The organism is Bradyrhizobium sp. LB11.1, assembly GCF_040549385.1.
Taxonomy (GTDB): domain Bacteria; phylum Pseudomonadota; class Alphaproteobacteria; order Rhizobiales; family Xanthobacteraceae; genus Bradyrhizobium.
Map to the genome: position 1 here is coordinate 32,480 of NZ_JBEPTH010000011.1, position 25,509 is coordinate 57,988.

The window sequence follows — 25,509 nt, forward strand, 5'->3', positions numbered from 1 at the left end:
GCGTGAGCATCTGGCCCCCACGCTGACGGAACCTTCGGCTGCGTGTTACATTGGTTCCGTCGCTTCCACGCTCACGGACCCCTCCCATGAAATACGAGCTCTACTACTGGCCCGAGATCCAGGGCCGCGGCGAATATGTGCGGCTGGCGGTGGAGGAGGCGGGTGCGGCTTACGACGACGTCGCACGCGGCCCGCGTGGCACGGCCGCGATGATGAAGATGATGGAAGCCCACAAGGGTACGCCCCCCTTTGCGCCGCCGTTCCTGAAAGCGGGCAAGCTCGTCATCGGCCAGACCGCCAACATCCTGCTCTATCTCGGAGCCCGTCATGCCCTCGCGCCGAAGACAGAAGCCGGAAAACTCTGGGTGCACCAGCTTCAATTGACGATCACCGATCTCGTGGTCGAGGTCCACGACACCCATCATCCGCTCGGCCCTTCGAAGTACTACGAAGACCAGAAGCCGCCGGCGAAGAAGCGCACCGCCGACTTCTGGGACGAGCGCGTGCCGAAATATCTCGGCTATTTCGAGCAGCTTCTCGAGGACAATGGCGGCGCTTACGTCACTGGCCGCAAGGTGACCTATGTCGATCTCTCGCTGTTCCAGCTTGTCGATGGCCTGCGTTACGCCTTCCCCAAGCGCATGAAGGCGTTCGAGAAAAAAATCCCCGGCCTCGTCGGCCTGCACGACCGCGTGGCCGCGCGGCCGAACATCAAGGCCTATCTCGCAAGCGAACGCCGCATTCCCTTCAACGAGCAGGGAATCTTCCGGCGCTATCGCGAGCTTGACGCGTGACTCACCATATGCCCGGCAGCAGGCGGTAGCGCACGCGCGCCGCATAATCGGCATAGCCGGGCAGGCCCGCGATGAGCGTGCGCTCCTCGATGCGGATGCGGACCGCAAGCAGCACCAGGAAGAGCGGCGCAATCGCCAACCCCCACCACGAACCGAGGATCAGCGGCACGCTGGCGAAGAACAGGATCATGCCGCTGTACATGGGATGGCGGACATGGGCGTAGGGCCCCGTCGAGATCACGCGCTGCGCGCGCTCGGTCTGCAGCTTCACCACGGGCGCGGCGAACGAATTCTCGCGAAAGACCCACAACGTGAACAGTGTGGAGGCGAGGAACAGCACGAAGCCGAGCGCCTGCCATGCGGCGTTCATGTTGGATGCAAGATGACGCCGGTCGAGCCCCATTGCGACAAGCCAGCCCAACATCGCCACGACGAACACGACCATGAAGACCTTGTCGGCGGCTGGCTGGTCCCTCTGCAGAACGGGGCGCAGACGTTCGGCCAGAAGCGCCGGATCGATCCGATAGAGCCACCAGCCGCAGATTGGGCCGAGCAGGATGGAGATAACGAGAAGTACCCACGCGCCAGGCCAATGCAGCGTGCCGGCGGCCGCGAACAGCAGCGCGCCCATTCCGGCGGTGAGAACAGTGTTCTGCAGCAGCAGGCGTGCGATCATGCGCGGTTCCCCGGACAGTCTCGCACGAGTATAGCCGCGCTATCCGGCAAAGCTGCGGCCGGACGCGCGAAAAGCCCGGTCAACCGGACCGGGCCTTTCATCGCAGGCAAGCCGGATCAAGCGAGCTGATCGATCCGCGTGCCCTGGCCCGGCGGCAGCGGCGCGGGCGGCGTCGGCTGATAGGTCGGGTCGTTGTCCTTGGTCTTGGTCTGGTCGTCCGGCTGCCTGGTCGTGTCGTAGCTCGGGACCACGACGGTGACAGGCGGCGGCGCAACACTGGAGACGCTCATCCACAAATCCTCACAGATTGAAACGATTGATCCTGCCCCGGAGCGGACGAAAGCTCCGTCAAACCAATCGTTAAAATGCGAGGGATCCGGTGCTGTTTCCTCGTCATTGCGAGCGGAGCGAAGCAATCCAGGCTGTCACCGCGGAGGGACTCTGGATTGCTTCGCTCCGCTCGCAATGACGGAGTGTGTAGCCTACTCGTCCTTCGGCCGCGTGATCGAGATCGCGGCGTCGGTCTTGGTGCGCGTGCATTCCATGTTGAGGCGCTTGTAGCGCATCGCGATCTTGTCGCCGCGCAGCAGCCCCATGCGCTTCAGGCAGCGCGTCGCGCCAGTCGTGGTGTCGTCCTTCGTTACCGTGAAGATAATCGCGGCCGCGGAGGCAACGAGGTCATAGAATTTCGGCGTCGGCTTGCGGTCGCCCTTGGCGTAGAGTTCGTTGGAATAGGTTTGTCCCTGGGAGCGGCAGCCGAGCGACAGCTCCTTCGCCGCCGGGTGGGTGAGGTAGATGATGTTGGCTGCCTTGAAGGTGACCTTCAGCCCGTCGATGCCGCCGGCGAGTTGCTTTGCGATGTCGTCGCACTGGTCCGCGCGCGCAGGCGCGGCGAGGGTCACAAGGCCGATGATGGCGGCGGCGACAACAACCGCGCCGCGGACGTCAAGTTTGAAAATCATGATGAAAAGCCCCTTAGGGCGTGCATTCAACCGTTGCAGCGCGCGAAGCGCAAGGGGTGCAACCCGGCTTGATGGGCACAACCACAGTCACCGGCTGATCGAAGGAGGGCTCCAGAAAATGGCCTCTATGGCACCGAATCGGGATGCCCCGGCCGCGCCGGAACGCCTTCCCTTTGTGGCAAAAAAGCTTAGAACGCTTCTATGCTTAGAGGCCCGCGAGGGCTCCAAAACCCCGAGATTCGCCCATGAACGCTCCCACCGCCTTCCCCGACGCCTCAAAACCCGTTCCGCCCTATAAGCACACGCCGCTGTTCCCGCTGGGCAAGGACGAGACGCCCTACAAGAAGATCGCGGCCGAGGGCGTTCGGGTCGAGAAGGTTTTGGGCAAGGACATGCTGGTGGTGTCGCGCGAAGCGCTGCGGGCGCTGTCGGAGGCGGCTTTCGGCGACATCAATCACTACCTGCGCCCCGGCCATCTGAAGCAGCTCCGCGCGATCCTGGAGGACGGCGAGGCGAGCCCGAACGACAAGTTCGTGGCGCTGGATTTCCTGAAGAATGCCAACATCGCAGCCGGCGGCGTGCTGCCGATGTGCCAGGACACCGGCACCGCGATCATCATGGGCAAGAAGGGCTGCAACGTCATCACCGACGGTGACGACGAGGCCGCGTTGTCGGAAGGCGCGCGCGATGCCTATTTGCGCCGCAATCTGCGCTATTCGCAGGTGGCACCGCTCTCGATGTACGAGGAGAAGAACACCGCCAACAACATGCCGGCGCAGTGCGAGATCTACGCCGAGGGCGATGACGCCTACAAGTTCATGTTCATGGCGAAGGGCGGCGGCTCCGCCAACAAGAGTTTTCTGTTCCAGGCCACACCCTCGGTGCTGACCAAGGACCGGCTGCTCGCCTTTCTGAAGGAGAAGGTGTTGACGCTCGGCACCGCGGCATGCCCGCCCTATCACCTTGCGATTGTGATCGGCGGCACCTCGGCTGAGCTCTGCATGAAGACGGTGAAGCTTGCTTCCGCTCGCTATCTCGACGCGCTACCAACCCACGGCTCGCCCGACGGCAACGCGTTCCGCGATATCGAGATGGAGCAGGAAATTCTGAAGATGACGCAGTCGCTCGGCGTCGGCGCGCAATTCGGTGGCAAGTATTTCTGTCACGACGTGCGGGTGATCCGCCTGCCGCGCCACGGTGCGTCGCTGCCGATCGGGCTCGGCGTGTCCTGCTCGGCCGACCGCCAGGTGCTCGGCAAGATCACCAAAGACGGCGTCTATCTCGAGGAGCTCGAGCACAACCCGGCGCAATATCTGCCGCAGGTCGAGCAGTCGCTTGGCGGCGAGGTCGTCAAGATCGACCTCAACCAGCCGATGAAGGACATCCTTGCGACGTTCTCGAAGTACCCGACCAAAACACGGGTCTCGATGACCGGCACCATGATCGTCGCGCGCGATAGCGCGCATGCCAAGCTGCGCGAGCGGCTGGAGAAGGGCGAGCCGCTGCCGGACTATTTCAAGAACCATCCGGTGTACTACGCCGGCCCGGCCAAGACGCCCGAGGGCTACGCCTCCGGCGCGTTCGGTCCGACCACTGCGGGCCGCATGGATTCCTTTGTCGACCAGTTCCAGGCCGCGGGCGGCTCGATGGTGATGGTGGCGAAGGGCAACCGTGCGCCCGCCGTGCGCGAGGCCTGCAAGAAATATGGCGGTTTCTATCTCGGCTCGATCGGCGGTGCGGCGGCGAACCTCGCCGAGCACTGTATCAAGAAAGTCGAGGTGCTCGAATATCCCGAGCTCGGCATGGAAGCGATCTGGCGCATCGAAGTCGTCGACTTCCCGGCCTTCATCATCATCGATGACAAGGGGAATGACTTCTTCAAGGAGTTGAATCTCGGCTGAGGCTACCTCCCAGCGCCGTCATTCCGGGGCGCGCCTCTTGGCGCGAGCCCGGAATCCATCAGGCTCCAAGGTTGGTGGAAAATGGATTCCGGGCCTGCGCGCTTCGCACGCATCCCGGAATGACAGTGAGCGAGCCTTAAGCTTTCGTGCCCGTGAACGGAAAACTGCCCATCGGGCCGATGCCCATCTCGCCGCTCATGCTGTCGCCGGAGACCTTTCCGATGAACTCGAGCGTCAACGGCATCGGATTGGTGATGGAAACCTTCCAGTTGACGGCGTCGCCGCTGACCGTGCCGTCAAAAATCTCGGCGGTATTGCCTTCCGCACCTTGCGTGCCCGTGAGCGCGCCGCCCGCTTCCTTCAGGCTCAGCGTCGCCTGGCGCTCGCCCATCGGCGTCGTCATGGTCAGATTCCAGTTGCCGTCCACAGCCATTCGCGTCTCCCGAACAATGTCCCGGCAGGCTGCGATGATCCGCAACCCGTCCTGGGTCGAGCCTATAGCGCAACTTGAAGCCGCTGCCTAACACCCCCTTGAGCGGCAATCAGGCGCGGGCGGCCGCGCGCCGCCGGCTGGTGACGACGAGCCGCAACACCACATACTGCACGGCAAAGGCGAGGGCCTTGGCGCCGCCCGCGACCGCCGAGATATAAAACGCCCACAGCTTCAGATCGCCGGTCGATGCGACCGCGATCGTGCCGGCGCCGAGGGCGAACATCAGCGCGGCCCAGGCATAGCCCGCAGCGGTGACGTATTCGGGCGCGGTCTCGACCACGATCGGCGGCATGTAGCGGAGCATCCAGCCGCGCTTGAGCATGATCGCGCCGATGGCGAAATGCGCGATCGCGGGCTTTGCCAGCATGAAGCGGGGATCCTTGGTCAGCAGCGTGACCGTGCCAAGCACGATGACGAGGGCGACGCTTGCATAGGTCATGTAGCCGAGCTCACGCCCCTTGACGCGGGCATAGATCACTTGCGCGATCGCGCCGGCAATCGCCACCGACGTCGCCAGGATGACGTTGTCGGTGACCAGATAGATCGCCAGGAAGACGATGGCCGAGAGGAAGTCGGAAGCGAGGCGGGCGAATACGTCCTTCATGGTCGGTCCTGTCTCACTGGGCTTCGGGCAGCGCGCCGGCGGGCGCACCATACTTGATCTGGCGATATTCGGGATACCACTTGGTGAAATAGATCGCGCTGTTGCGGGCGGCGAAGGCGACCGCGAGGCCCAGCCACACCGGCAGGCCCGGGAAGTAGAGCAGCACGATGTTGGCGGCCATCATCAGCAGGGCGGCCACCGTCCATGCGGCGGTGATGACGTAGTTGGCGGTGAGGAAGCCGGGCATCGCCGCGGTTTCGGCCGGCACGGATTCGATTGCGTATTGCAGCGTGAAGGGCCGGCGCGCCAGCATCGAGCCGAGCGAGATGATGAAGATGCCGATATCGACCGACAGCTTGACGCCGAGCGCGCTCAGCTTCGGATCGAACAGCGCGAGGGTGAGGCCGATGCCTGCAAACAGGATCGTCGAGCCCGCGGCCAGGATCTTCACCGAGCGACCGCGGGCCACGTCGATCGCGATAGTGGCGAGGCAGATCGCGGAGGCCACGAACACGCTGGTCGTGGCCGACGTCACCATCATCAGGAAGGTGTAGACGCCGTAGGGGGCAAGGATCAGGAAAATCGTCATGGTCGCCTCGGTCGAACCAATCTTTACGATGTCAAGATTGATAATTCAGGGTCGATGCTGGGTCAATCGAAATCTTTACAGTGTCAAAATGACGTGAATGACCTGCAGAAACTGAATCGTTGCAATGACTTGATCGGCCAATTCATCGGCGAATGCGGCCCAGGGCAGGCGCGACAGGATGGTCAGAGCGCAGGAGATCAGCAGGCCGATGGCTGGGAGAGGGGGCTAGGCTGCTCCCACCCAATTGCCATGAAAGCCGTCGGGTACGCGATGGCCGAGCTGTACCAGCGCGGCGGGGCCGGCCTCGATGTCGGTGGCATTGAACACGGCGAGGTCGCTGCGGTTTTCGCGCGCGCGCCAGACCACCGCCAGCAGCCAGCCGTCGCCTTCCGCCGCATCTGTCGATCGCGCGACGAACACAGGTTCGGAGATGGTGTCGCCGGTCGGCAGCAGATATTGCCCGAGCCGCTTGCCCGTGCCGTCGACATGAACGATGCCGGACGGTGCGCCGAACATCGGTAGCCTTGGATTGGCGCAGGCGTACCAGCCATGGCGGCTTTTCAGCCCGGCGCGGCGATCGTCGATGCGCGGGAATTCGCCGGTGAGGTCGTCGAGATAGATCTGCTGGAAGCGATCGGTATTGCCGGAGAGGTCGAAGGTCCAGCGGCAGTGCCGGGCGCGCGATTTCTCCGGATCCGTCGGCCGGCCGTCGGGATGCGGAAACAGCGGCGCTTCCTCGAACTGCATGACGTCGGCGACGATGCGGTCGCCGTCCTCCCACGCATTCATGATGTGGAAGACGTAGCAGGCCTCGCCGCGAAACCAGACGATATCCTGTGCCGTCCCGTTGCGCTTCATCACGCCGACATAAGCGCCTTTCTCCGGCTCCCAGGCGTAGGGCGGCTTGCCCCTCATCGCGCGCTCCATGCTGCCGGTGATGGGGAGGATCGGAAACAGCATATGGTTTTCAGTGACGATGAAGTCGTGAACCATGCTGGCATAGGGCGCCTCGAAACGCTCGAAGCGCGTGGCTTTCCCGGATGCGTCGATCGATCCGTAGGAGAGGGCAGGCGTCAGCGGTCCCGCGGCATTGTAGCCGAAGAACACCATTTCGCCGGTGACGGGGTCGATCTTCGGATGCGCGGTAAAACTGCCGGCGACGCGGCCCTGATAATTGTGGTAGCCGCGCGTGGCCAGCGTGCCCGGCTCGATCTCGGTCGGCAGATGCGCCTCTTCGAGCGCAAGCAGCTTGCCGGCGTGGAAGACGATGTTGGTGTTGGCGACCCCGCCATCGCTGAGATTGGCGGGCGCATCCGGCAGCTTGCGGCCGAAGCCGCCGAACAGCGCGCGGCCGGCATCGTGCTCGGCAAGCCATTTCGGCGTGCGGACCCAGCGGTTGCGATAGCTGGCGCGGCCGTTATCGAGATGGAAGGCGTGCAACATGCCGTCGCCCACGAACCAGTGTGCGCCTGGGGATTCGAATTGCGGATTGGGGCCGTTGCGGTACAGCGTGCCGTTCAGCTCGCGCGGCAATTCGCCGACGATCTTGAGGACAGGCGCGTCGGCCTCGAACGGAATCGGTGCGATATTGTTGCTGCGCTCGGCGGTCGCATCCTGCTGCACGGCATATCCCCTTATCTTTACATCGTAAAGATGACATAGAGCCAAGCTCGGCTTCCGTCAAGTGAAATCTTTACACTGTCAATATTGCGTCATATAGCTTGTAAATGGCCAAGAGCAATATCAACGGCAATACCAACAGCAATCCCAAGAGCGAAACAGCGCGAAGCCCGCGCCCCCCGAAGAAGGCATCGGCAGCATCTCGCCCGGCGCGCCGTGCGGCGAGCGTGAAGACCGAGACGCCCTATCACCATGGCGCCTTGCGCGAGGCGCTGCTTGAGGCCGCCGAACGGGTGCTGGAGCGGGACGGGCTCGCCGGCCTGACGTTGCGGGCGGTGGCGCGCGAAGCCGGCGTCTCGCACGCGGCGCCGACCCATCATTTCGGCGATCTCACCGGGCTCGTCAGCGAGCTCGCCGCGATCGGCTTTCGCCAGTTCAACGCGGCGATGGCATCTGCCTGCGACGCGGCCACCTCGCCGCTGGAGCGGGCGCTGGCGCGGCCCAAAGCCTATGTCGCCTATGCCCAGGCCCGTCCCGGCATGTATGGTCTGATGTTCCGCACCGAGCGGCTCGACTATTCCAGGCCCTCGCTGCATGAGGCCGCGGAAACCTCGTTTGCCGGACTTGCCAATGCGATCGGCGCGATGCGGCAGGAGCCGATCAGCGGCAATGCGCTCACCATCGAGCAGGGTGCTGCGATCGCACGGGCCTGGTCGATGGTGCACGGCTTCACGATGCTGCTGCTCGACGGGCGGCTCGAGGATATTTTGGAACGCCTGCCCGAGGGCACGACCGCCGAGCGCCTGCTGGAGGCGATCCTGAAGTCGACGGTGGCAGGAAAGTTGCCCGCTTCTTGATCAGGCGACAGATCGCAACGTTTGGGATGTTTGGAACTCGCGGTCTCGCACATCTTCACTGTGGGCAAGCTTCAAACCCGGTCCGCATAGACCTGACAGCGACGCGGAATCGTTCTAGAAGAGCGGCTTCGCTTGGGCTCTTCCGGCTCTGTCGCGTCCTCGTTTATATCGATCATGCCAGTCATCGCTTCCAGCAAATCCTATCGCGTCGGCCGTTCCAAGACCGGACTTGGCCTCTTCGCCACCATGCCGATCAAAAAGGGTACCCGGATTATCCGTTATTTCGGACCGATCCTGGACTGCCGCATTCCCGCGCAGGACGACATCGAGAACAAATATCTGTTCGAGCTCAACGGCCGCTGGACCATCGACGGCTCGGTGCGCAAGAACGTCGCCCGCTACATCAACCATTCCTGTCGTCCCAACGCCGAATCCGACGTCCGCCCGCGCGAACGCAAGGTCTTCATCCGCGCCATCAAGAACATCGAGGCTGGCGACGAGATCAACTACGACTACGGCACCGACTATTTCAAAGCCTATCTGAAGCCGATCGGCTGCAAGTGCCCCTCCTGCGAAACCAAGCGCAAGAAGCAGCGCGCGGAGGCGCGCGCCGAACGCGCCAAGGTGAAGGTGCGTGCGGAGCGGAAAGCGCAGAAGGCCGGCGCCAACGGCGCAAAGACGAAGAAGAAGCTCAACGGCCACGCCGTTGCCAGGCCGAGCGGGCGCGCGCGGGCATAACCGTCAACGTTGCCGCGCTAGCATTCGTCCGACCTGTTCGCATCCAGCGCCGTTCGTACGGCCGCGGCCAATTCGGCAGGCCGGAAGGGCTTGCGCAAGAACGGCGCAGATCCCGTCGCCGCTTCCAGCGCCGCGGAATCCGCGTAGCCACTCACGAACAGGACCGGGAGCGACGGCTGTACGGCCCGCGCCGCCTTGACGACCTCGGCGCCGTTGGTGCCGGGCATCGAGAAGTCGATGATCATCAATTGCGGGTTGACCGATTTCTGCATGGCCAGCGCCGCATTGCCATGGTCGGCTTCGTGAACGGCGTAGCCGATCTCGGATAGGAAGCTGGTCATGAGGCCGCGGACGTCGTGATCGTCGTCGACCACCAGGATTCGTTCGGCGTGACCGCTTTCGGCCGACCCGGAGGCGTCGGTACCGACGTCGGTCGCCGGGGCCGCCCGGCGAAGCAGCAGTCGAACCGACGTTCCCTTGCCGATCTCGCTCTTGATGTCGACGTCGCCGCCCATCTGACGTACGAGCCCGTAGACCTGGGACAGTCCAAGGCCTGTTCCCTTGCCCGGCGGCTTGGTCGTGAAGAACGGATCGAAGGCGCGAGCGATCACCTCCGGCGGCATGCCGGTCCCCGTATCCGTCACGGACAGCACCACCCTGCGGTCGTCGGAATCGTTGCAGGCCGTCGTGATCGTCAGCGTCCCGCCGTCCGGCATGGCGTCCCGGGCGTTGATCGCGAGGTTCAGAATGCTGACCTCGAGCTGATTGCTGTCGGCAATCACGGACGGCGTGATTGGATCGAGATTGGTCTTGATGGCGACGTTGGCGCCCAGCGACTGATTGAGCAGCTCATAGGTCCCCTCGATCAGGCGATTGATATCGACCGATTCCGTCGCGAGCTTCTGGGTCCGCGAGAACGCCAGGAGTTGTGCAGTCAATTTCGATCCTCGCTCGGCCGCCTTGAAGGCGTTGTCTGCGAGCCGGGTGATACGAGGCTCCGTCGCACGCGACCGGATCATGTCGAGATTGCCGACCACCGCGGTCAGCAGATTGTTGAAATCGTGGGCGAGACCACCGGTCAACTGTCCGACCGCTTCCATCTTCTGGGCCTGCAACAGCTCTGACTCGACCTTCTTGCGTTGCGCAACTTCCTGGCGCAGTTGCCGGTTGGTTTTCTCGAGCTCCGCTGTGCGTGCCCGAACCTGCTCGTCGAGCGTGGCATTCAGCGCGCGCAGAGCATCCTCGGAGCTGCGGACCCGCAACAGGGCGTTGATCGCAGCCGCAAGCTCGAGCGGCTCGGCGGGCTGCACCAGATATGAGTCGGCACCGGCGTTGAGGCCGAGAATGCGGTCGTCGGACGTCGTGAACGTCGCCGACGTCTGCAGCACCATGACTTCCGGCCACTTCTTCTTGATGAAGGCGCAAACCTCGAAGCCGCTGATGTCGGGCAGTTGGACGTCGAGCAGAACGAGCGGGGGCCTGAGTTGCTCGACAAGGCGGAGCGCCTCCGCGCCGGACTTCGCCTCGACGACGTCAAAACCTGCGGCTTGGAGGTCGCGCGTCTTGACGTAACGCTGCGACTCGAGGTCGTCGACGTTCAGGATGGTGATCTTTTCGCCGGCACTCATGAGGCCCCCTGGACGGCATCGCGCAGGAACGACGAGACGCTTTCGCGGGAGATCGCATTCTTGGAGATCAGCCGCACATGTTCGGGCAGGCGTGATCTCAGCACATCATCGATCGTCATCGACGTCGATACGATGACGGGGATGATGCTGGTGCGCTCGTCACCGGCCAGTTGCTGGAGCACCGTGAAGCCGTCCACGGCCGGCATCTGGAGGTCGAGAATGATGACGTCGGGCTGCTTCTCTCGGGCGAGCTTCAGGCCTTCTTCGCCGCCGTCCGCTTCCAGGAAATCATAGCGCGATTCATTGCCGACGATTTGGCGCATCACATAGCGGAACGTCTCGTCGTCGTCGATCAGCAGCACGGATTTGCTGCCATCGCCACGAGCGCCGAGCATGTCGCGATCAGGACTGCCAAGGAAGGTTGGGATGGTCAGCGAGAAAATCGAACCTTGTCCGGCGCCACTCGCAACAGTGAGATCGCCGCCGAGCAGCCGCGCCAGCGACCGTGACAAGGGCAGGCCGAGGCCGGTGCCCTTGACCCTCCGCTGCAACTTGGTGTCGACCTGTGAGAATTCCTCGAAGATGCGCTCGTGATGCTCGGGCGCAATCCCGATGCCGGTGTCACGTACGGCGAAGGTGACGGTCGCGCCATCGTCGCTCGGGCGTGCTGTGACCCGGACTTCGCCTTCCTCGGTGAACTTCAGGGCGTTCGAGATCAGATTGCGCAGGATCTGCGCGACCTTGGCTTCATCGGTGTAGAGCGCCGGCAGTTCCTGCGACGGCTCGAACAGCAGTTCCACGGACGCGCTGGTCAGCAGCGGCTTCAGTGCGCCCCGTAGCGCGCCGAACAGGCTGGTCACGGCGAAACGCACCGGCTTGACCTCGGCCTTGCCGGCCTCGACCTTGGCGAGGTCGAGCATGTCGTTGACGAGATCGAGCAGGCTCTCCGCCGAACGCCTGATATAGCCGACCTGGCGTTCCTGCTCGGCCGAGATCTCACCGTCGATACGGTCGAGCAGGAGACGGGACAGCGCCAGCACCGAATTCAGCGGGGTGCGGAATTCGTGACTCATGTTTGAAAGAAAGCGCGTCTTCAGTTCGCTCGCCTGCCGCAACTGCTCGGCGCGGCCGTCAAGCTCGGCATAGAGTGCGACTACGCCGCGATTGGTGTCACCGAGTTCCTGATTGAGCTGCTGGCTCTCCTCTTCGCGCCGCCGCAATTCCTCCAGGCTCTGCATCAGTTCCCGGTTCTGCTCCCGCAATGCGGTCAGCGGGTCGGACGAAGTTTCCTTCTTCAGGCTGGATGCGATCTCGGTCAGCTTGGCCCGCGGCCATGGATCGATGCGCAACGGCAGCCGGTGGCCTACCTCGACAGTGGTCCCCTTGCCGAGTTTTGAATCGATGCTGAACGTGTCCATCAGCCGGCGCGCGCCGATCAAACCAAGGCCCATGCCGCTTTGCGAGCGGTACTGGCCGTCGAGAATGATCTGGAGATTTTCGATGCCGGGGCCCTTGTCGCAAATGCGGACGACAAATCGTTGCGGCGCAGAACCGGCATCGAGAACGAACTCGGCGCGGCCGCTGCCGGCGTAACCAAAGGCGTTGCGGGCCAGTTCGGAGACCGCAGTCGCAATCCGGGTCTGGTCCTGGCGATCGAATCCCAGCAGGTCGGCGAGACGATGGGCACGCTGGCGCACCACGACGACGTCGCCTTCGTTCTCGATCGGCACCGTCACGATCGGCCAAAGCTTGGAAGATACTGTCATGGTGCAATCACCATTTGGCGACCAGCACGGTCGCATCGTCGCGATGCCGGGTGAAATCACGATAGAGGATCGCTGCGATCAGGGAAGGGTGAAGTGCCGCCAGATTGGGATACCGATCGGTGGTCCAGCTCGAGACCAGCCCGTCCGAATAGAGAATGACGAGACCGCGCTCGAATGGATAGTCGAACGCCTGGATCTTGCGGGCGTTGAAGCCGGCCGTACCGGGCATCGAGACCATCCGTTTGGTCTGCCCCCCGACAACACTCATGCCTGCAACGTTGCCGACCCCGGAAAAAACGATCTTCTTGGTCGAGGGATCGAAGCGCGCGATCGAGACAGCGGCTCCGCGCGTCGAACGGAGCCCGCTATGGATGTAGTCGATCAGGTCGGGCACGGAGTGGCCGCCGTAGCGATGGAACAGCCGCACGGCCTCGACCGAAGCTTCCGCGGCCTCGGGTCCGTGGCCCAGTCCGTCGGCCACGAGCAGCGTCCTGACAGTCCCGTTGTTGGACACGCTCCACGCGTCTCCGCAAACATCCTCGCCAGCTTTGGGAAGGGACACGCCGCCCCAGGTCGAAATCGATGGCGGCTTCTCTGCCGTCGGCTTCCCGGGCGCGACGCGGGCAAGCACGGCCGTACCCAGCCCCGGCCAAGAACCGATGTCGACGAAATGCGACTGCCGGATTACGGAGCCGAGGCCGTGACCCGCGGTGCCTGCGGTCGAATATCCGTCCTCCAAGCATGCCGACACGTTGCTCATGCCCGCGCCCTTGTCCAGCGCGAGGATTTCGATGCCCTGGCTTTCGTTGTCCTCATAGGTGCCAACGAGGATTTCTCCCCCTGAGCCGTGCTTGACGAGGTTGGTCGCAAGTTCGGTCGCGATCAGCGCGAGCTTGCCCTTGTCCGTGTCCGTGAAGCCTGCCCTCTGTGCCAGATCGGTTGCTGTTCGCCTTGCTTCCGCGACGCCGCTTTGATCGTTGACGCCAACGGATTTCATGATCATTTCCAACGCGCGATCATGACTTTGGTGCCTTCGCCGGGTGTCGATGCAATCGAAAATTCGTTGCAGAGCCGCTTGGCGCCGCCGAGGCCGAGGCCCATGCCCTTGCCGGTTGTGAAGCCGTCCTTCAGGGCCTGCTCGATATTGGCAATGCCGGGGCCCTTGTCCTCGAAGGTGAGCCGCACGCCGCGGCGCCCCCCTTGCTCGACAAGCTCCACCGTGACCTCCCCACCGCCGCCATAGTCCAGCGTGTTGCGGGCAAGCTCGCTCGACGCCGTGATGACCTTGGTCTGGTCGACCAGGCTCAATCCGACCTCGAGCGCATAGGCCCGCGTCAGTTGCCTGACCCGAACCACGTCATCCGAGGCCTTGATGTCGAGACGCTCAATCTTCGTCGTCGGCATCGTCTGCCTCCGACTCCGAGAGGCGGCTGTGGATCAAGGCCATCCCGCGTTCGACATTCAGCGCGGTCTTGACGCCCGTCAGGGACAGGCCAAGCTCGACCAGCGTGATCGCGACAGCGGGCCGCATGCCCACGACGACCGTATCGGCGTCGAGGATGCGCGAGACCGCGGCGATGTTGTCCAGCATCCGGCCGATGAAGCTGTCGACGATCTCGAGTGCCGAAATGTCGATCAGCACGCCGCGTGCATTGTGCGCGACGATCTTGCTGGTCAGGTCTTCTTCGAGCGCGGTCGCGAGGCGGTCGTGCATATCGACCTGGATCGTGACGAGGAGTGCGCTCCCGAATTTGAGGATAGGAATGCGTTCCATCGTCAAGCTTCCCGTCCGCCGATCTTCTTATCGGCGGCCGCGGCGCCTTCGATTCTCTTCGTCTTGACGACGGCACGCCCGGTCTGCCGCAATGCGACCGCGAACGCATCGGCCAGCGATGCCTTCGAGATCACGTTCAATTCTACGCCGAGATGCACCATGGTCTGGGCGATCTGCGGCCTGATCCCGCTGATCAGGCAGTCAGCGCCCATCAGCCGGGCCGCAGCGACCGTCTTCAGGAGATGCTGGGCTGTGAGCGTATCGACCGTGGGCACGCCGGTGATATCGATGATGGCAATCTCGGCCTCGACGTCCACGATCGTTTGCAGCAGGTTCTCCATCACGACCTGCGTTCGCTGGCTGTCGAGCGTGCCGATCAGCGGCAGCGCCAGGATTCCGTCCCACAGCTTGACCACCGGGGTCGACAGTTCGGCGATCTCGCGCTGCTGGCGGACGATGACCTCTTCGCGGCTCTTCTGGAAAACTTCGAGCGTGAACAGGCCGAGTTGGTCGAGCAACAGGGTTGACGTCCATATGGTCGACGAGATCTGCTCCGATGACAGCGCGCGGTCGCGATTCAACGCATTGAACAGCGGCTGTTTCAGCGAAAAGATGAAACCGGCGGTTTCGCTGGGTGAGAAGCCCTGCAACGCGCGCGACCGCGAAAGCTCGGCCAGCATCGTCTTGGCCGGCTCATAGGCCGCATTTGCAACGTCGCTGCCGCCCTGGGCCAACGCATCGCGTAACAGGTGAAGAAAATTCCGGGACTGCGCCTGCAGTTCACCTTCCGAGATGCGGCCGGTGTGAAGCGTGCCGGCCTTCTTCTGCAATTCGACCCATTCAGGGAGAATGGTTTGTTCGTTCCGCGTTACGAGCGATGCAATATCGGCTCCCGCCTGCCCAGCCATCATGGTCCTCCTTCATCACGCACAACCGCGTCTACTCGTCTGGAATAGACGATACTCAGGTGTCAAGCGCGCTTGCCTGCATCCTGCTGAATTGGTTGATATTTCCGTTGCTCTCAGCCCGCGCGATCGCTCAGCCTGCCAAGCTGGGAGACCCCCACTATGACGTGCCCCAACGCGCACGGGAACCGTTGGTTCCATTGCATTTGGAATTTGGGCCGCCGTCGCCTTGAGCGCACTTGTGAACATTTCGGCCAGCCCTTCGGCCGAAACACCCTGTCAAGGCGCAAGCGTCAAAATATTCTTATTTACCGAATTTCGGTTTTGTGGTATCGCTATTCCCATCCCGGCCCGTCAAAGGGGCGTTCGCGATCGTCACGATACGCAGGCCGGATGCGGTGGACGCGGCAGCGCCGGCGCGCGACGTGACGACAGGGCGGGCACCCCCGTGAGACGTCACGATCCGCGGCACGACACGGCGCCGTAACAGCGGACTCGTTGGCATTGGGGGCGCGCACACGCCAGGCCCCGATGGACTGGCGAGGACGTCCGCGGACGGAGAAGTCGTGTGGTCCTGACGCCCGGGGTTTGTGCGTCAAGTCTTGCGGTGATGCGTCGGCCCGACCGGGCACGTGCATCAGCCATCCGCAAGGCGACGGGGGCAATAGTGCATCGCTCCCCGAGGAGAGCACGAAGGACACCGTTAAAACCATCCGCGCAGGGAAGGCCGGGCATCCGGCTATCCTGTGGTCCACCCCGTGTGCATTCCTTCGCGCACGGATCACGGGAGCCAGCCGGCGCCCGGCCTTCCCCGCGCCCTCTGTTTCGAAGAGGGCGAGACGGTGCAAAACTCGGGCGAAACGCGCCGCGAGAACGGGAAAGTGTGGCTTTCGCTTGAGCGCAACTTGAAATCGTGCCGCACACGAGAACCTATCCCGTCACCCTGAGGTGGCCGTCTCTTCGGCGGCCCTCGAAGGGCGACAGGCCGGCTGCATCCGGGCCGTTCATCCTTCGAGGCGCGCAAGGGCGCGCACCTCAGGATGACGGAACTAACGTCTCGGCAATCAGCGCCGCATTAAGCCGCCACCACACTCCCGCTCCTCCGCAAGCCCAGATATTGCAGCTCGGCGAACACCCCGGTCGCGATCGCCTGCGCCACGACCATGAGCTCGCCGCTGATGTTCGGCGACACCGTGCCCGAGAACAGCAGCGCGATGCTGCCAACCGTCCAGGCGGCGTTGCCGACCACGACCAACAGCACGAGTGGTTTCGGCACCACTGCGCGGGAGGCGAGCCAGCCGACCAGTGCCGTATAGGCGATCAGGAACAGGCCGGTTTCGCGCAACAGCGCTTCAGGCAGGTTGAAAAGTGTCGCGAACGCGCCGGCGCCGAAGGTGAGGCCGAGTGCTGAGACGCCGCTGAACACGGCGTCGGCGAGTAGGGCGCGGCGGAGGAAGGTGGATGCGTCGATCATCAGAGGTCTCCATGGTTGGGTTAGGTGCGAGGTGAACTCAATGCAGTCCGCGCCACCAGGCGCGGAGCAGGCGGGCCAGGCGGAACGGGCAGAGGCTTCTGCCGACGCTGTGCTCGAAGGCTGTCACGTGTGCGACGACATAGTCGCCGGTGGAATGCACCAGCGGCTCAGGCATGTTGAGGCTGCGTGCCAGCATCCGGGTCGCGAACGCCATCGCGCAGGGAACAAGGTGGTCTGCAAGGGTTCGGTAGAGCAGCAGCGCGATCATGGTCATCTCCTGTGCTCAGGAAGATGCACCGTGGTGGGGCCCAATTCGATTACCTCAGGGGTAATGGATGAGATGAAATGCGCATGCTAGGTTTTCGACCATGAACGCACATGCATCCACGGCACGCACTGAGCCCAGCCAGCCGGTTCATATCGGCGACCATTTGCGCGAATGGCGGCAGCGCCGCCGCATGAGCCAGCTCGATCTCGCGGGCGAGGCGGAGATTTCCGCGCGGCATCTGAGCTTCGTCGAGACCGGCCGCGCAGCGCCCTCGCGCGACATGGTGCTGCGGCTCGCCGATCGCCTCGACGTGCCGTTACGCGAACGCAACGTGCTGCTGGTCGCCGCCGGCTATGCGCCGGCCTTTCCGCAGCGCCCGCTGGAGGATCCCGCGTTGAAATCAGCCCGTCAGGCGATCGACCTCGTGCTCAAAGCGCATGAGCCCAACCCGGCCCTGGCCTATGACCGGCACTGGAATCTGGTGACTGCCAATCGCATGGTGGCGCCGCTGCTCGAGGGCGTCCCGGATCGGCTGCTCGGCCAGCCTTTCAACGTGCTGCGGCTCGCCTTTCATCCCGAGGGACTGGCGCCGCGCACGGTCAATCTCGCCGAGTGGTGCGCGCACCTGCTCGAACGGCTACACCGGCAATGCGAGGCGACGGCCGATCCGGAGCTGATCAAGCTCTACAATGACCTCAAGAGTTATCCCATCCCGGCGCGCGCGGGACCGCTGTCGAGCGACAATGTCGCGATCCCCTTCAAGCTGCGGCATGACGGCGGGGTACTAAGTTTCTTCTCCACCACCATGGTGTTCGGCACGCCGGTCGATATCACCCTGTCGGAGCTGGCGCTGGAGACGTTCTTTCCGGCGGACGAGCGCACCTCCGAATGGCTGAAGGGGACGGCCGCAAAGATGGCCTAGCGCCATCATCCAGTCCCCTTGATCCAGTCCCCTTGCCTCGGGCGGCGTTCGGCTTATCTTTCGACAAAACCGTACCATCCGAAGGAGGCGCTCCATGAGCACCCTAAAACCGCTCCAGATCGATGTCGTCTCCGACGTGGTGTGCCCCTGGTGCTATATCGGCAAGCACCGGATCGAGAGCGCGCTCGCGCTCGTGCCCGACGTGCCGGTCAAGCTGAATTTCCGCCCGTTTTTCCTCAATCCCTGGGTGCCGCGTGAAGGCATCAGTCGCGAGGATTATCTCACCACCAAGTTCGGTTCGGTCGAGGCCTATAAGGGTATCGCGGGGCGCGTGGTCGCGGCGGCAAGCGAAGAGGGCCTTGTTTACAAGCCCGAGCTGGTTGCGCGGCAACCCAACACGACCGATTGCCACCGCCTGATCCTGTGGGCCGAGGCGATCGGCAAGGCGCCCGAGATGAAGCAGCGCCTGATGGAGCTGTATTTCCGCGACGGTGGCGATCTCACCGACGTCAAAGTGCTGGTGCAGGCTGCGGCCGATGTCGGCCTCGATGCCGAGGACGTGCGCAAGCGCCTTGCCACTGACGAGGACGTCGCGCGCGTGTCGGCCGATGCGCAGGAGGCCGCCGAGAAGGGCATCTCCGGCGTGCCGACCTATGTATTTGCGCAGAAATACGCCGTCTCCGGTGCGCAGGATCCGAACCTGTTCGCCCGTGCCATCCGTGAGGTGTCCGCGGAGATCAACGCGCAAGCGGCGGAGTAGCGAACGCTTATTTGCGGAGCAGGTGGATCGCGCGGCGCGCTGTCTCGCGTGCCAAGCCGCGCGCGACGAGCGCTGCACGAATCAGCGCCACCATCGGATCGTTCCGCCGCAGCGGGATCAGCACATCGCCGATTGCAAAGCGGCCGCGCCAGATCGGGTTGATCATGGGATGATCGGGGCTTGCGGTGGAATCCGCGCTCGAAATGGCGGGATCGGCGCAGAGATGACGCGTCAGATCGAGCGTGAGCTGCACGCCCGGCGAATGCTTTGTGAAGCGCTCGTCGATGCCGAGCTTGAAGAAGAAGGCGCGATCCTGATGACGCAGCACGATGCCGGCGGCCACGGGCGTCGCGCCGGCGCGGAGCGTGACGATCTCGCATTGCGCGGTCTCGGCGAGTGCGGGGACGGCGCGGCGAATGAAGGTCGCATCGCCCGCGTCCTGAATCAGCGCGGTGCCGCGCTTGCCCTTCCAGCCGCTGGCTTCGAGCTGGAGGAAGGTTTCGAGCGCGGGCTTGATCTCGTCGGGCTTGCGCGCGACGTCGAAGGTGATCGCGCCGTGCTCTTCCAGGCGGTGGCGCTGCCGGCGCAGCTCCTTGAGCTTTTTCGTGCCGAGAGCGTCGTGCAGCAGCTTGTCGCCATCCTGTGTCGCATCGAGGCTGGCGCGGACATAGGAGCCGAGCACGCGCGGCTTCAGGCCGGCCTGGCCGAGCGCGTCCTTGAGCGATGCCATCGCGACACCGTCAAGCGCGACGTCGCGCAGAACCAGCGCATGCGCGCCGGCCTCGCGCGCCCGTTGCAGCAGGCGCGTTGCGGCCTCGACCGAGGCGTCGCGGTCGATCAACGGGCTGCACAGCGTGCCATAGGGATGCGCGCTCACCAGCGCGGGCAGGGGGATCTTTAGGGCACGCCAGAGCGACACCACCGGCATCAACCCGATCAGCCGTGTCGAGGAACCGCCGCATGCGGACAGGGCCGAGGCCCCGATACGCCCGCGCGCGGTTGCGCTGACGGCGAGCTCCCAGGCAGGCAGGTAATAGCCGTTCGGCTCGACCGCCCGCTGCGCCAGCGCGCGCCATTGGCCGGGCTCGATCGCCGTGAGCGGGACGAGCGCGGGCGTTGCATCCTTCGCTGATGCCGGATTGATCGCAGCCTGATGCGCGATGTCGACCACGTCCCGTCGTCCCCGTTCACGCTAGCCAAGAGCCGGCGTACAAGACCATGCTTAGCGCAAAGATTGGAAAATCCCGTTTGGACGCCACTTCAATTCGAGTGGTATTGTTAACGTCTCATTGAGCATCCGGCTGGCCCGCCTCCGAATGCTATGATGCAAGCTCGCGATCCGGAGGATCAAATGGTCGCCACGTCCTTCACGCCGATTGCCTCGCTCCTCGGCGGCGGGCTGATCGGCCTGTCCGCCGTGCTCCTGATGTGGGCGACCGGACGGATCGCCGGCATCAGCGGCATCGCGGCGCGGTTGTTTCCGCCTTACGACGACCGCGAATTTGCCGGCCGGTTCGCCTTCGTCGCCGGCCTCATTGCCGCCCCCGTGCTGGTACGGCTTGTGACCGGAAGCCTGCCGCCGCAGACGATCGCCGCGGGAGCACCGGTGCTGATTGTCGCAGGGCTGCTCACCGGCTTCGGCACGGTGTGGGGCAGCGGCTGTACCTCAGGCCATGGCGTCTGCGGTCTGTCGCGATTGTCGGTGCGCTCGCTGGTCGCGACCATCACTTTCATGGCGACGGGCGTCGCCACCGTCTTCGTGATCCGACACTGGAGCTGACGGCAATGACCATCCTCGTCCAATTCGTGATCGGCGTGCTGTTCGGCCTCGGGCTCATCGTCTCCGGCATGTCGAATCCGGCAAAGGTGCTGAACTTCCTCGACCTTGGCGGCATCCCGGCGGGGACATGGGACGCGAGCCTCGCCTTCGTGATGGCCGGCGCGGTCGCCGTGACCTTCGTCGGTTTCAGGCATGTCCTGAAGCTTGCACACCCGTTTTTCGCCGAACGTTTTTACGTGCCGGCACGCAGCGACATCGATCCGAAAATCATCGTTGGTCCCGCGATCTTTGGCATCGGCTGGGGATTGGCCGGCTTCTGTCCAGGACCGGCCCTGACCGCGCTCGGCTTCGGCTCGACCTCAGCCGTCATCTTCGTCGTCGCGATGTTCGCCGGCATGGTACTTGCCCGCTTCATCGCGCAGTTTCAATCATCGACACGGATCGCGGCGCCGGTTGATCCGCTCTGACGCCATCCCAGTCGTGATAGGTGCGGCGCTCGTAATACCGGTCGCGTCGCGTGGCGTGATCGGTCGCTAGATCGGCTCGTAGGCTTCCGACCCGCAGATATCATCGGCTTCCGCACGCCGCCTGTCGACGACCTTTCCGCCTGATATCGTCACGATGTAGGTCTGGAGGCCCAACGCCGAGCCGGTGGCCGAGGTAAGTTGCGCGCGGACACAGGCCGTCCAGCCCGGTCCGCGAACCTCGTGATGGGGCAGGGCGACTTGCACCTCGCGCGGATAGGAGGTGTTGAGGAAGACCACTTCGATCTGCTCACGGACCACACGCTTGACGTCAGGCGGCGGTTCGGGCGACGGCTGGTCCGCCTCCTTGAGGCGCATGAAATCGGGCACGGGCGCGCGGCTGTCGGCGAAGCCGCACGCGCCGAGCGCGAGCGCGCCGGCGAGCAGCGCCACATGAGCAACAATCCGCAACATTCGTGAAGGTCCCCTGCGGGCAACAGATAGGCGCGAATTAGACGGGACGAAGTCCCGGCCGATCAACATTTGCTGAAGGGGTAGAACCCGCCACATTGGCTATTAGGGGATTGCAGGCTAGTTTGTACCCTCCATAACGGGGATTGCGCCAATGAGAGTTTTGGTCATGGCCGCCGCGGTGCTGGCACTGACAGTTGCTTCCGCGCAGGCGCAGATGGGCGGCGGCGGCCGGCACCATCAGCAAGATAGCGGCCAGAAGGCGGACAACAAGCCCAAGGTCGACGAGAAGGCCTACAAGGCCGCGCTCGAGCGCATTCCGGAGTCCAGGGAAAAGCATGACCCATGGGGTGGAGCGCGTCCGAGCGAGCCCGCCAAGAAGCCGAAATAGAGCGGGGCGCGTGGTGGCGTGCCGGTTGCGATATCTGGTTGGCCTCGCCGTTCTGCTTGTTGCGCGACCGTGCGTCGCCTGGGAGAGCTGGGGTGGCGATGCCGGCGGTTCGCGCTTCTCGCCATTGCGTGAGATCACGTCCGACAATGTCGGCCAACTCATCCGGGCTTTCGAATTTCACACGGGCGATCTTACGGCGCGTCCGCCTGAGGTAATGCGGCGAACCAAGTTCGAGGCGACACCGCTGCTCGTCGAGGACAGCCTGATCTTCTGCTCGCCCTTCAACGAGGTGATCGCACTCGATCCGGGCACCGGAGCGCAAAAGTGGCGCTACGATCCGAAGATCGCCATCAACCAGCGTCCGGCCAATCGCTATGTCTGTCGTGGCGTCGCCTATTGGGTTGACGACACTGCGCCTCGAGGCGCCGCCTGCCGATCGCGCATCTTTATGGGAACGAACGATGTTCGCCTGATCGCACTCGATGCGAAGACAGGTCTTCCCTGTGCAGACTTTGGCAAGGGCGGTGAGATCACGCTCGATATCGGCATGCCGCTGGAGTGGCCTGGCGAATTCCAGATCACGTCGCCACCGGCGGTCGGCCGTGGTGTCGTCGTGGTCGGCTCCTCGATCGGCGATAACCGCCGCGTCGATGCGCCGAGCGGCGTGGTGCGCGCGTTCGACGCGCGCAGCGGTGAGCCGCGCTGGACCTTCGAGCCGCTCAAGGGCGACGGCATAGAGGCGGGGCACGCCAATGTCTGGGCGGCAATGTCAGTCGATGCGGCGCGTGGGCTCGTATTCCTGCCAACGTCTTCGCCGTCGCCGGATTTTTGGGGCGGCAAGCGGCCCGGCAATAACGAGCACGCCAATTCGGTTGTCGCGCTGCGCATCGAGACCGGCGAACTCGTATGGGCATTTCAGACCGTGCATCACGACGTCTGGGATTACGATTTGCCGGCGCAGCCGACGCTCGCGCGCATCGATACGAGTGAGGGCCCGCGCGATGTCGTGATCCAGCCGACGAAGCAGGGTTTCGTGTTCGTGCTCGACCGCGACACCGGCAAGCCGGTGTGGCCGGTCGAGGAGCGGGCGGTGCCGCAAGGTGGTGCCGAGGGTGAACGACTTTCGCCGACGCAGCCGTTCCCGACACATGTGCCGGCGCTGACATCGCAGACGATCTCGACCGACGATGCGCTCTCGCTGTTGCCCGGGCTGCGCCGCTCGTCCTGTGAACGGCAGTTCGCGGAAGCGCGCAATGAAGGTCTGTTCACACCGCCTTCGACGCAAGGCACGCTGGTGTTTCCCTTCACCGGCGGCGGGGTGAACTGGGGCAGTGCGGCGTTCGATCCCGTCAACCAGATCCTCTATGCCAACACCAGCCGCGCCGTTCATCTCATCAAGCTGATCCCGCGCGCTGACGCCGCCGGATTCAATCCGCCGCCCGGTCATGATTTCGGTCAGCAAAAAGGCGCGCCCTATGCAATGTCGCGTTCGGTGGTGATGTCGCCGCTCGGGCTACTCTGCAACAAGCCGCCCTGGGGCGAGATGGTCGCGGTTGATCTCAAGGCTGGCAAGATCCTCTGGCGTTCGACCGTCGGCACCACCGAGGATCTGGCACCGCTCGGCGTGCCGCTGCCCTTTGGCGCGCCGCTGGTGAATGGGCTCGCGGTGACCGCAGGCGGTGTCGTCTTCACCGGCGCGATGGATGCTTACTTGCGCGCCTTCGATGCGCGAAGCGGGCAAGAGCTGTGGCAGGGCCGGTTGCCGGTGCCCGGCGTTGCCAATCCCATGACTTATGTTTGGAAGGGCGAGCAGTACGTCGCGATCGGCGCCGGCGGCCATTCCGAAGCCGGCACCTCGATCGGCGACAGCCTCGTCGCGTTTCGCCTGGCGCGCCCAGGCGAAGCGCCATCACTGTGGTCGCGCACGATCGATCGCCCCGGCGGGCGATTTTTTGCTGCGTCTTCGGCGATCGCGCTCGCGATCGTCGCGCTGGTGATCGCGGGACTGCGCTGGCGTCGGCGACGTCGTATCACGCAATAATAATCGTGTTGTGGATGCGATGCGAATGGTCATTCACATTGTGCGCGTTACTGCACGAAGGCGAGGCCGATGCGCCTGTCGCTGCGCCAAACGGTGCGGCAATTCCGCACGAAATTGTCACGCACGATCGCGAGTGTGAATGATTGCGGTAATGTGACGGGCGTGTCGAGGTCGATCGCTGCGCCGCCTTCCGATATGTTTCGCACGGTGCACGCGACGCCGCTATTTTCAAAGGTGATCGTGCCGCCCTTGAAAACCCGGTGACGTTGCGCTGCACGTTTCTCGATCATCCGCGTTAATCCATAACGACAATTGTGAAATAGCGCATAGAAATTTCGTTGATCTAAACTCAATACTGGCGCTACTTGCACAGCGCTTCAGACTTCGTTTACGACGTTGAAGCGGCGAGTCACTTCCCGCCAAATTTATCCCGCAAGCCTTTCCTTTATGGCGTTACGCGCCGATGGAGATTCCGATGAAGACCACGTTTTCGCTTTTGTTCGCCGCAGCGCTCTCGCTGTCATCCATGCCAGCCCACGCCACCAAGCTCGATCTCTCGACCATGAGCTGCAAGCAATTCCTCGAGAGCGGCGACGACACCATCAAGCTGGTGCTGACCTGGATGGACGGCTGGTACAAGGGCGACGAGGACAACGCGATCATCGACACCGACGTGTTCGTCGAGAACGCCAAGAAGTTCGGCACCTATTGCGGCACCAATCCGACCGTCAGCATCGTCACCGCCGCCGACGAAGTGCTCGGCAAATAAATTTCGGAAGCGTGTCGGCCGAGGCGTGATTGCGATCGCGTCTCGGTCTTGCGCTTCGACACGATCGTCATCGAGAGCCGCGGTGCGTTTTGCGCTGACGCGGCTCTCTTCGTTTTGGATGATGCTCAGCCCGGCAGCATCGCGAACGCGCTCGACACCATCGCGACCTGCTTGTTGTCGGTGGCGGAGAGCAGGGTGACGCGGCCGAAGCTCATGGTGCGTCCGAGCCGCACCACGCGCGCATCCGCCAGCACGTCGGACGAGGAGACCGCGCGCATGAAATGCGTGGTCTGGTCCACCGTCGTCATCGGACGATAGCCGCGATTGGCGGCGAGGTTCGCGATCACCATCGCGGTGTCGGCAAGCGCCATCAGGGCCTGGCCGCAGATCACGCCGCCGTTGCGGCACAGCCGCTCCGAGAACGGCATGCGCAGCAGCGCGCCCGGCTGCCAGTCCGGCGCGTCGGCTGGCGGGGTGTACTCGATGTGCTCGACGGAGAGGTTGAGATCCTGGATCCAGGGCGCAAAGACCTCGCCGAGGATGCGTCTGGCCTCAGCGATGCCGAACTCGGCGTCTGGTTGCGGTGGCATGGCTGTCGTTCCCTCCTGTGTTGCCGGATGTTTCGCCCATTCTGCCCGCCTGGGCGGGGCAAAGTCATCGGGGACCGTCGGCTTGAAAATGCCCGACTTCGCCGGATATGATGCCATGCTTGGGTGCGGGTGGACGATGTTGCGTCGATGTGTCCTTGTCATTTGCCTGGCCGCGCTTGGTCTGGCGTTGAACGGTTGCACCAGGTGCGGCCCGATCTGGGACGACTGGCTCCATGGGCCGAAATCGTGCAAATCGGATCGGCTCTAGCGGA

30 protein-coding genes are annotated in these 25,509 nt (G+C 63.8%); 11 read left to right on the forward strand and 19 right to left on the reverse strand.

Annotated features, from left to right (window positions below; translation table 11 throughout):
• Positions 1 to 86: 86 nt before the first annotated feature.
• On the forward strand, positions 87 to 794 hold the full coding sequence (locus ABIA96_RS25805) for a glutathione S-transferase (protein WP_354139852.1): 708 nt from the start codon (positions 87 to 89) through the stop codon (positions 792 to 794).
• Between the two features lies 1 nt (position 795).
• On the opposite strand, the gene ABIA96_RS25810 is transcribed toward ABIA96_RS25805, so the two are convergent.
• The 3 genes from ABIA96_RS25810 to ABIA96_RS25820 form a co-directional block, all read right to left on the reverse strand.
• Entirely contained in the window at positions 796 to 1,470 is a 675-nt protein-coding gene (locus tag ABIA96_RS25810; protein WP_354139853.1) for a methyltransferase family protein, read from the reverse strand.
• 116 nt (positions 1,471 to 1,586) lie between these two features.
• On the reverse strand, positions 1,587 to 1,760 hold the full coding sequence (locus ABIA96_RS25815) for a hypothetical protein (RefSeq protein ID WP_354139854.1): 174 nt from the start codon (positions 1,758 to 1,760) through the stop codon (positions 1,587 to 1,589).
• 192 nt (positions 1,761 to 1,952) lie between these two features.
• Positions 1,953 to 2,432 (reverse strand): hypothetical protein, encoded by a 480-nt coding sequence (locus ABIA96_RS25820; RefSeq protein WP_354139855.1) that lies wholly within the window; start codon positions 2,430 to 2,432, stop codon positions 1,953 to 1,955.
• Between the two features lie 245 nt (positions 2,433 to 2,677).
• Between ABIA96_RS25820 and ABIA96_RS25825 the strand changes: the two genes are divergently transcribed.
• Positions 2,678 to 4,333: a fumarate hydratase gene (locus tag ABIA96_RS25825; protein WP_354139856.1), complete on the forward strand. Its 1,656-nt coding sequence runs from the start codon at positions 2,678 to 2,680 to the stop codon at positions 4,331 to 4,333.
• Between the two features lie 136 nt (positions 4,334 to 4,469).
• Here the strand turns inward: ABIA96_RS25825 and ABIA96_RS25830 are convergent, their stop codons facing one another.
• From ABIA96_RS25830 to ABIA96_RS25845, 4 genes are all read right to left on the reverse strand, one after another.
• Entirely contained in the window at positions 4,470 to 4,766 is a 297-nt protein-coding gene (locus tag ABIA96_RS25830; protein WP_354139857.1) for a hypothetical protein, read from the reverse strand.
• A 109-nt stretch (positions 4,767 to 4,875) separates the two neighbouring features.
• Complete coding sequence (locus ABIA96_RS25835) at positions 4,876 to 5,430, reverse strand: inner membrane-spanning protein YciB (protein ID WP_354139858.1); 555 nt, start codon at positions 5,428 to 5,430, stop codon at positions 4,876 to 4,878.
• Positions 5,431 to 5,443: 13 nt separating this feature from the next.
• A complete protein-coding gene (locus ABIA96_RS25840) occupies positions 5,444 to 6,019 on the reverse strand; it encodes a hypothetical protein (protein ID WP_354139859.1) in 576 nt (191 codons plus the stop codon).
• A gap of 225 nt (positions 6,020 to 6,244) precedes the next feature.
• The gene (locus tag ABIA96_RS25845; RefSeq protein WP_354139860.1) at positions 6,245 to 7,642 is read right to left on the reverse strand and encodes a carotenoid oxygenase family protein; all 1,398 of its coding nucleotides are present in this window, start codon (positions 7,640 to 7,642) and stop codon (positions 6,245 to 6,247) included.
• Positions 7,643 to 7,746: 104 nt separating this feature from the next.
• Between ABIA96_RS25845 and ABIA96_RS25850 the strand changes: the two genes are divergently transcribed.
• Entirely contained in the window at positions 7,747 to 8,496 is a 750-nt protein-coding gene (locus ABIA96_RS25850) for a TetR/AcrR family transcriptional regulator (RefSeq protein ID WP_354139861.1), read from the forward strand.
• Positions 8,497 to 8,670: 174 nt separating this feature from the next.
• Complete coding sequence (locus ABIA96_RS25855) at positions 8,671 to 9,234, forward strand: SET domain-containing protein (protein ID WP_354139862.1); 564 nt, start codon at positions 8,671 to 8,673, stop codon at positions 9,232 to 9,234.
• A 17-nt stretch (positions 9,235 to 9,251) separates the two neighbouring features.
• Here the strand turns inward: ABIA96_RS25855 and ABIA96_RS25860 are convergent, their stop codons facing one another.
• From ABIA96_RS25860 to ABIA96_RS25895, 8 genes are all read right to left on the reverse strand, one after another.
• Positions 9,252 to 10,862: a response regulator gene (locus ABIA96_RS25860; RefSeq protein WP_354139863.1), complete on the reverse strand. Its 1,611-nt coding sequence runs from the start codon at positions 10,860 to 10,862 to the stop codon at positions 9,252 to 9,254.
• Complete coding sequence (locus ABIA96_RS25865; RefSeq protein ID WP_354139864.1) at positions 10,859 to 12,628, reverse strand: ATP-binding response regulator; 1,770 nt, start codon at positions 12,626 to 12,628, stop codon at positions 10,859 to 10,861. Before ABIA96_RS25865 ends, ABIA96_RS25860 begins: the two co-directional genes overlap by 4 nt.
• Positions 12,629 to 12,635: 7 nt before the next feature.
• The gene (locus ABIA96_RS25870; RefSeq protein WP_354139865.1) at positions 12,636 to 13,625 is read right to left on the reverse strand and encodes a SpoIIE family protein phosphatase; all 990 of its coding nucleotides are present in this window, start codon (positions 13,623 to 13,625) and stop codon (positions 12,636 to 12,638) included.
• A 2-nt stretch (positions 13,626 to 13,627) separates the two neighbouring features.
• Positions 13,628 to 14,032, reverse strand: a complete 405-nt coding sequence (locus ABIA96_RS25875; RefSeq protein WP_354139866.1) for an anti-sigma regulatory factor — start codon at positions 14,030 to 14,032, stop codon at positions 13,628 to 13,630.
• Positions 14,013 to 14,402: an STAS domain-containing protein gene (locus ABIA96_RS25880; RefSeq protein ID WP_354139867.1), complete on the reverse strand. Its 390-nt coding sequence runs from the start codon at positions 14,400 to 14,402 to the stop codon at positions 14,013 to 14,015. Before ABIA96_RS25880 ends, ABIA96_RS25875 begins: the two co-directional genes overlap by 20 nt.
• A gap of 2 nt (positions 14,403 to 14,404) precedes the next feature.
• Positions 14,405 to 15,310: an STAS domain-containing protein gene (locus ABIA96_RS25885; RefSeq protein ID WP_354139868.1), complete on the reverse strand. Its 906-nt coding sequence runs from the start codon at positions 15,308 to 15,310 to the stop codon at positions 14,405 to 14,407.
• A 1,072-nt stretch (positions 15,311 to 16,382) separates the two neighbouring features.
• Positions 16,383 to 16,781 (reverse strand): hypothetical protein, encoded by a 399-nt coding sequence (locus ABIA96_RS25890; RefSeq protein WP_354139869.1) that lies wholly within the window; start codon positions 16,779 to 16,781, stop codon positions 16,383 to 16,385.
• 37 nt (positions 16,782 to 16,818) lie between these two features.
• Positions 16,819 to 17,049, reverse strand: coding sequence for a hypothetical protein (locus tag ABIA96_RS25895; protein WP_354139870.1), 231 nt, complete (start codon positions 17,047 to 17,049; stop codon positions 16,819 to 16,821).
• A 100-nt stretch (positions 17,050 to 17,149) separates the two neighbouring features.
• Here ABIA96_RS25895 and ABIA96_RS25900 point away from each other — a divergent pair, with 100 nt between their 5' ends.
• Positions 17,150 to 17,971, forward strand: coding sequence for a helix-turn-helix domain-containing protein (locus tag ABIA96_RS25900; RefSeq protein ID WP_354139871.1), 822 nt, complete (start codon positions 17,150 to 17,152; stop codon positions 17,969 to 17,971).
• Positions 17,972 to 18,065: 94 nt separating this feature from the next.
• Positions 18,066 to 18,731, forward strand: coding sequence for a DsbA family oxidoreductase (locus ABIA96_RS25905; protein WP_354139872.1), 666 nt, complete (start codon positions 18,066 to 18,068; stop codon positions 18,729 to 18,731).
• A gap of 7 nt (positions 18,732 to 18,738) precedes the next feature.
• On the opposite strand, the gene ABIA96_RS25910 is transcribed toward ABIA96_RS25905, so the two are convergent.
• Complete coding sequence (locus ABIA96_RS25910) at positions 18,739 to 19,902, reverse strand: GNAT family N-acetyltransferase (protein WP_354139873.1); 1,164 nt, start codon at positions 19,900 to 19,902, stop codon at positions 18,739 to 18,741.
• Positions 19,903 to 20,082: 180 nt separating this feature from the next.
• Between ABIA96_RS25910 and ABIA96_RS25915 the strand changes: the two genes are divergently transcribed.
• Both ABIA96_RS25915 and ABIA96_RS25920 read left to right on the forward strand, forming a co-directional pair.
• A complete protein-coding gene (locus tag ABIA96_RS25915) occupies positions 20,083 to 20,511 on the forward strand; it encodes a YeeE/YedE family protein (protein ID WP_354139874.1) in 429 nt (142 codons plus the stop codon).
• 5 nt (positions 20,512 to 20,516) lie between these two features.
• On the forward strand, positions 20,517 to 20,978 hold the full coding sequence (locus ABIA96_RS25920) for a DUF6691 family protein (protein ID WP_354139875.1): 462 nt from the start codon (positions 20,517 to 20,519) through the stop codon (positions 20,976 to 20,978).
• A gap of 66 nt (positions 20,979 to 21,044) precedes the next feature.
• Here ABIA96_RS25920 and ABIA96_RS25925 read toward each other — a convergent pair whose 3' ends face one another.
• The gene (locus tag ABIA96_RS25925; protein ID WP_354139876.1) at positions 21,045 to 21,449 is read right to left on the reverse strand and encodes a hypothetical protein; all 405 of its coding nucleotides are present in this window, start codon (positions 21,447 to 21,449) and stop codon (positions 21,045 to 21,047) included.
• Between the two features lie 151 nt (positions 21,450 to 21,600).
• On the opposite strand from ABIA96_RS25925, the gene ABIA96_RS25930 reads away from it, so the two are divergent.
• Together ABIA96_RS25930 and ABIA96_RS25935 are read left to right on the forward strand one after the other, a co-directional pair.
• Positions 21,601 to 21,837, forward strand: a complete 237-nt coding sequence (locus ABIA96_RS25930) for a hypothetical protein (protein WP_354139877.1) — start codon at positions 21,601 to 21,603, stop codon at positions 21,835 to 21,837.
• On the forward strand, positions 21,785 to 23,878 hold the full coding sequence (locus ABIA96_RS25935) for a pyrroloquinoline quinone-dependent dehydrogenase (RefSeq protein ID WP_354139878.1): 2,094 nt from the start codon (positions 21,785 to 21,787) through the stop codon (positions 23,876 to 23,878). The genes ABIA96_RS25930 and ABIA96_RS25935 overlap by 53 nt, the downstream gene beginning before the upstream one ends.
• 47 nt (positions 23,879 to 23,925) lie before the next feature.
• Here ABIA96_RS25935 and ABIA96_RS25940 read toward each other — a convergent pair whose 3' ends face one another.
• The gene (locus ABIA96_RS25940; RefSeq protein WP_354139879.1) at positions 23,926 to 24,168 is read right to left on the reverse strand and encodes a PilZ domain-containing protein; all 243 of its coding nucleotides are present in this window, start codon (positions 24,166 to 24,168) and stop codon (positions 23,926 to 23,928) included.
• Between the two features lie 185 nt (positions 24,169 to 24,353).
• Here ABIA96_RS25940 and ABIA96_RS25945 point away from each other — a divergent pair, with 185 nt between their 5' ends.
• Positions 24,354 to 24,647 carry an HdeA/HdeB family chaperone gene (locus ABIA96_RS25945; protein ID WP_354139880.1) on the forward strand — a complete coding sequence of 98 codons (294 nt, stop codon included), beginning with the start codon at positions 24,354 to 24,356 and terminating at the stop codon, positions 24,645 to 24,647.
• 125 nt (positions 24,648 to 24,772) lie between these two features.
• Here ABIA96_RS25945 and ABIA96_RS25950 read toward each other — a convergent pair whose 3' ends face one another.
• Positions 24,773 to 25,237 carry a PaaI family thioesterase gene (locus tag ABIA96_RS25950; RefSeq protein ID WP_354139881.1) on the reverse strand — a complete coding sequence of 155 codons (465 nt, stop codon included), beginning with the start codon at positions 25,235 to 25,237 and terminating at the stop codon, positions 24,773 to 24,775.
• Between the last annotated feature and the right edge of the window lie 272 nt (positions 25,238 to 25,509).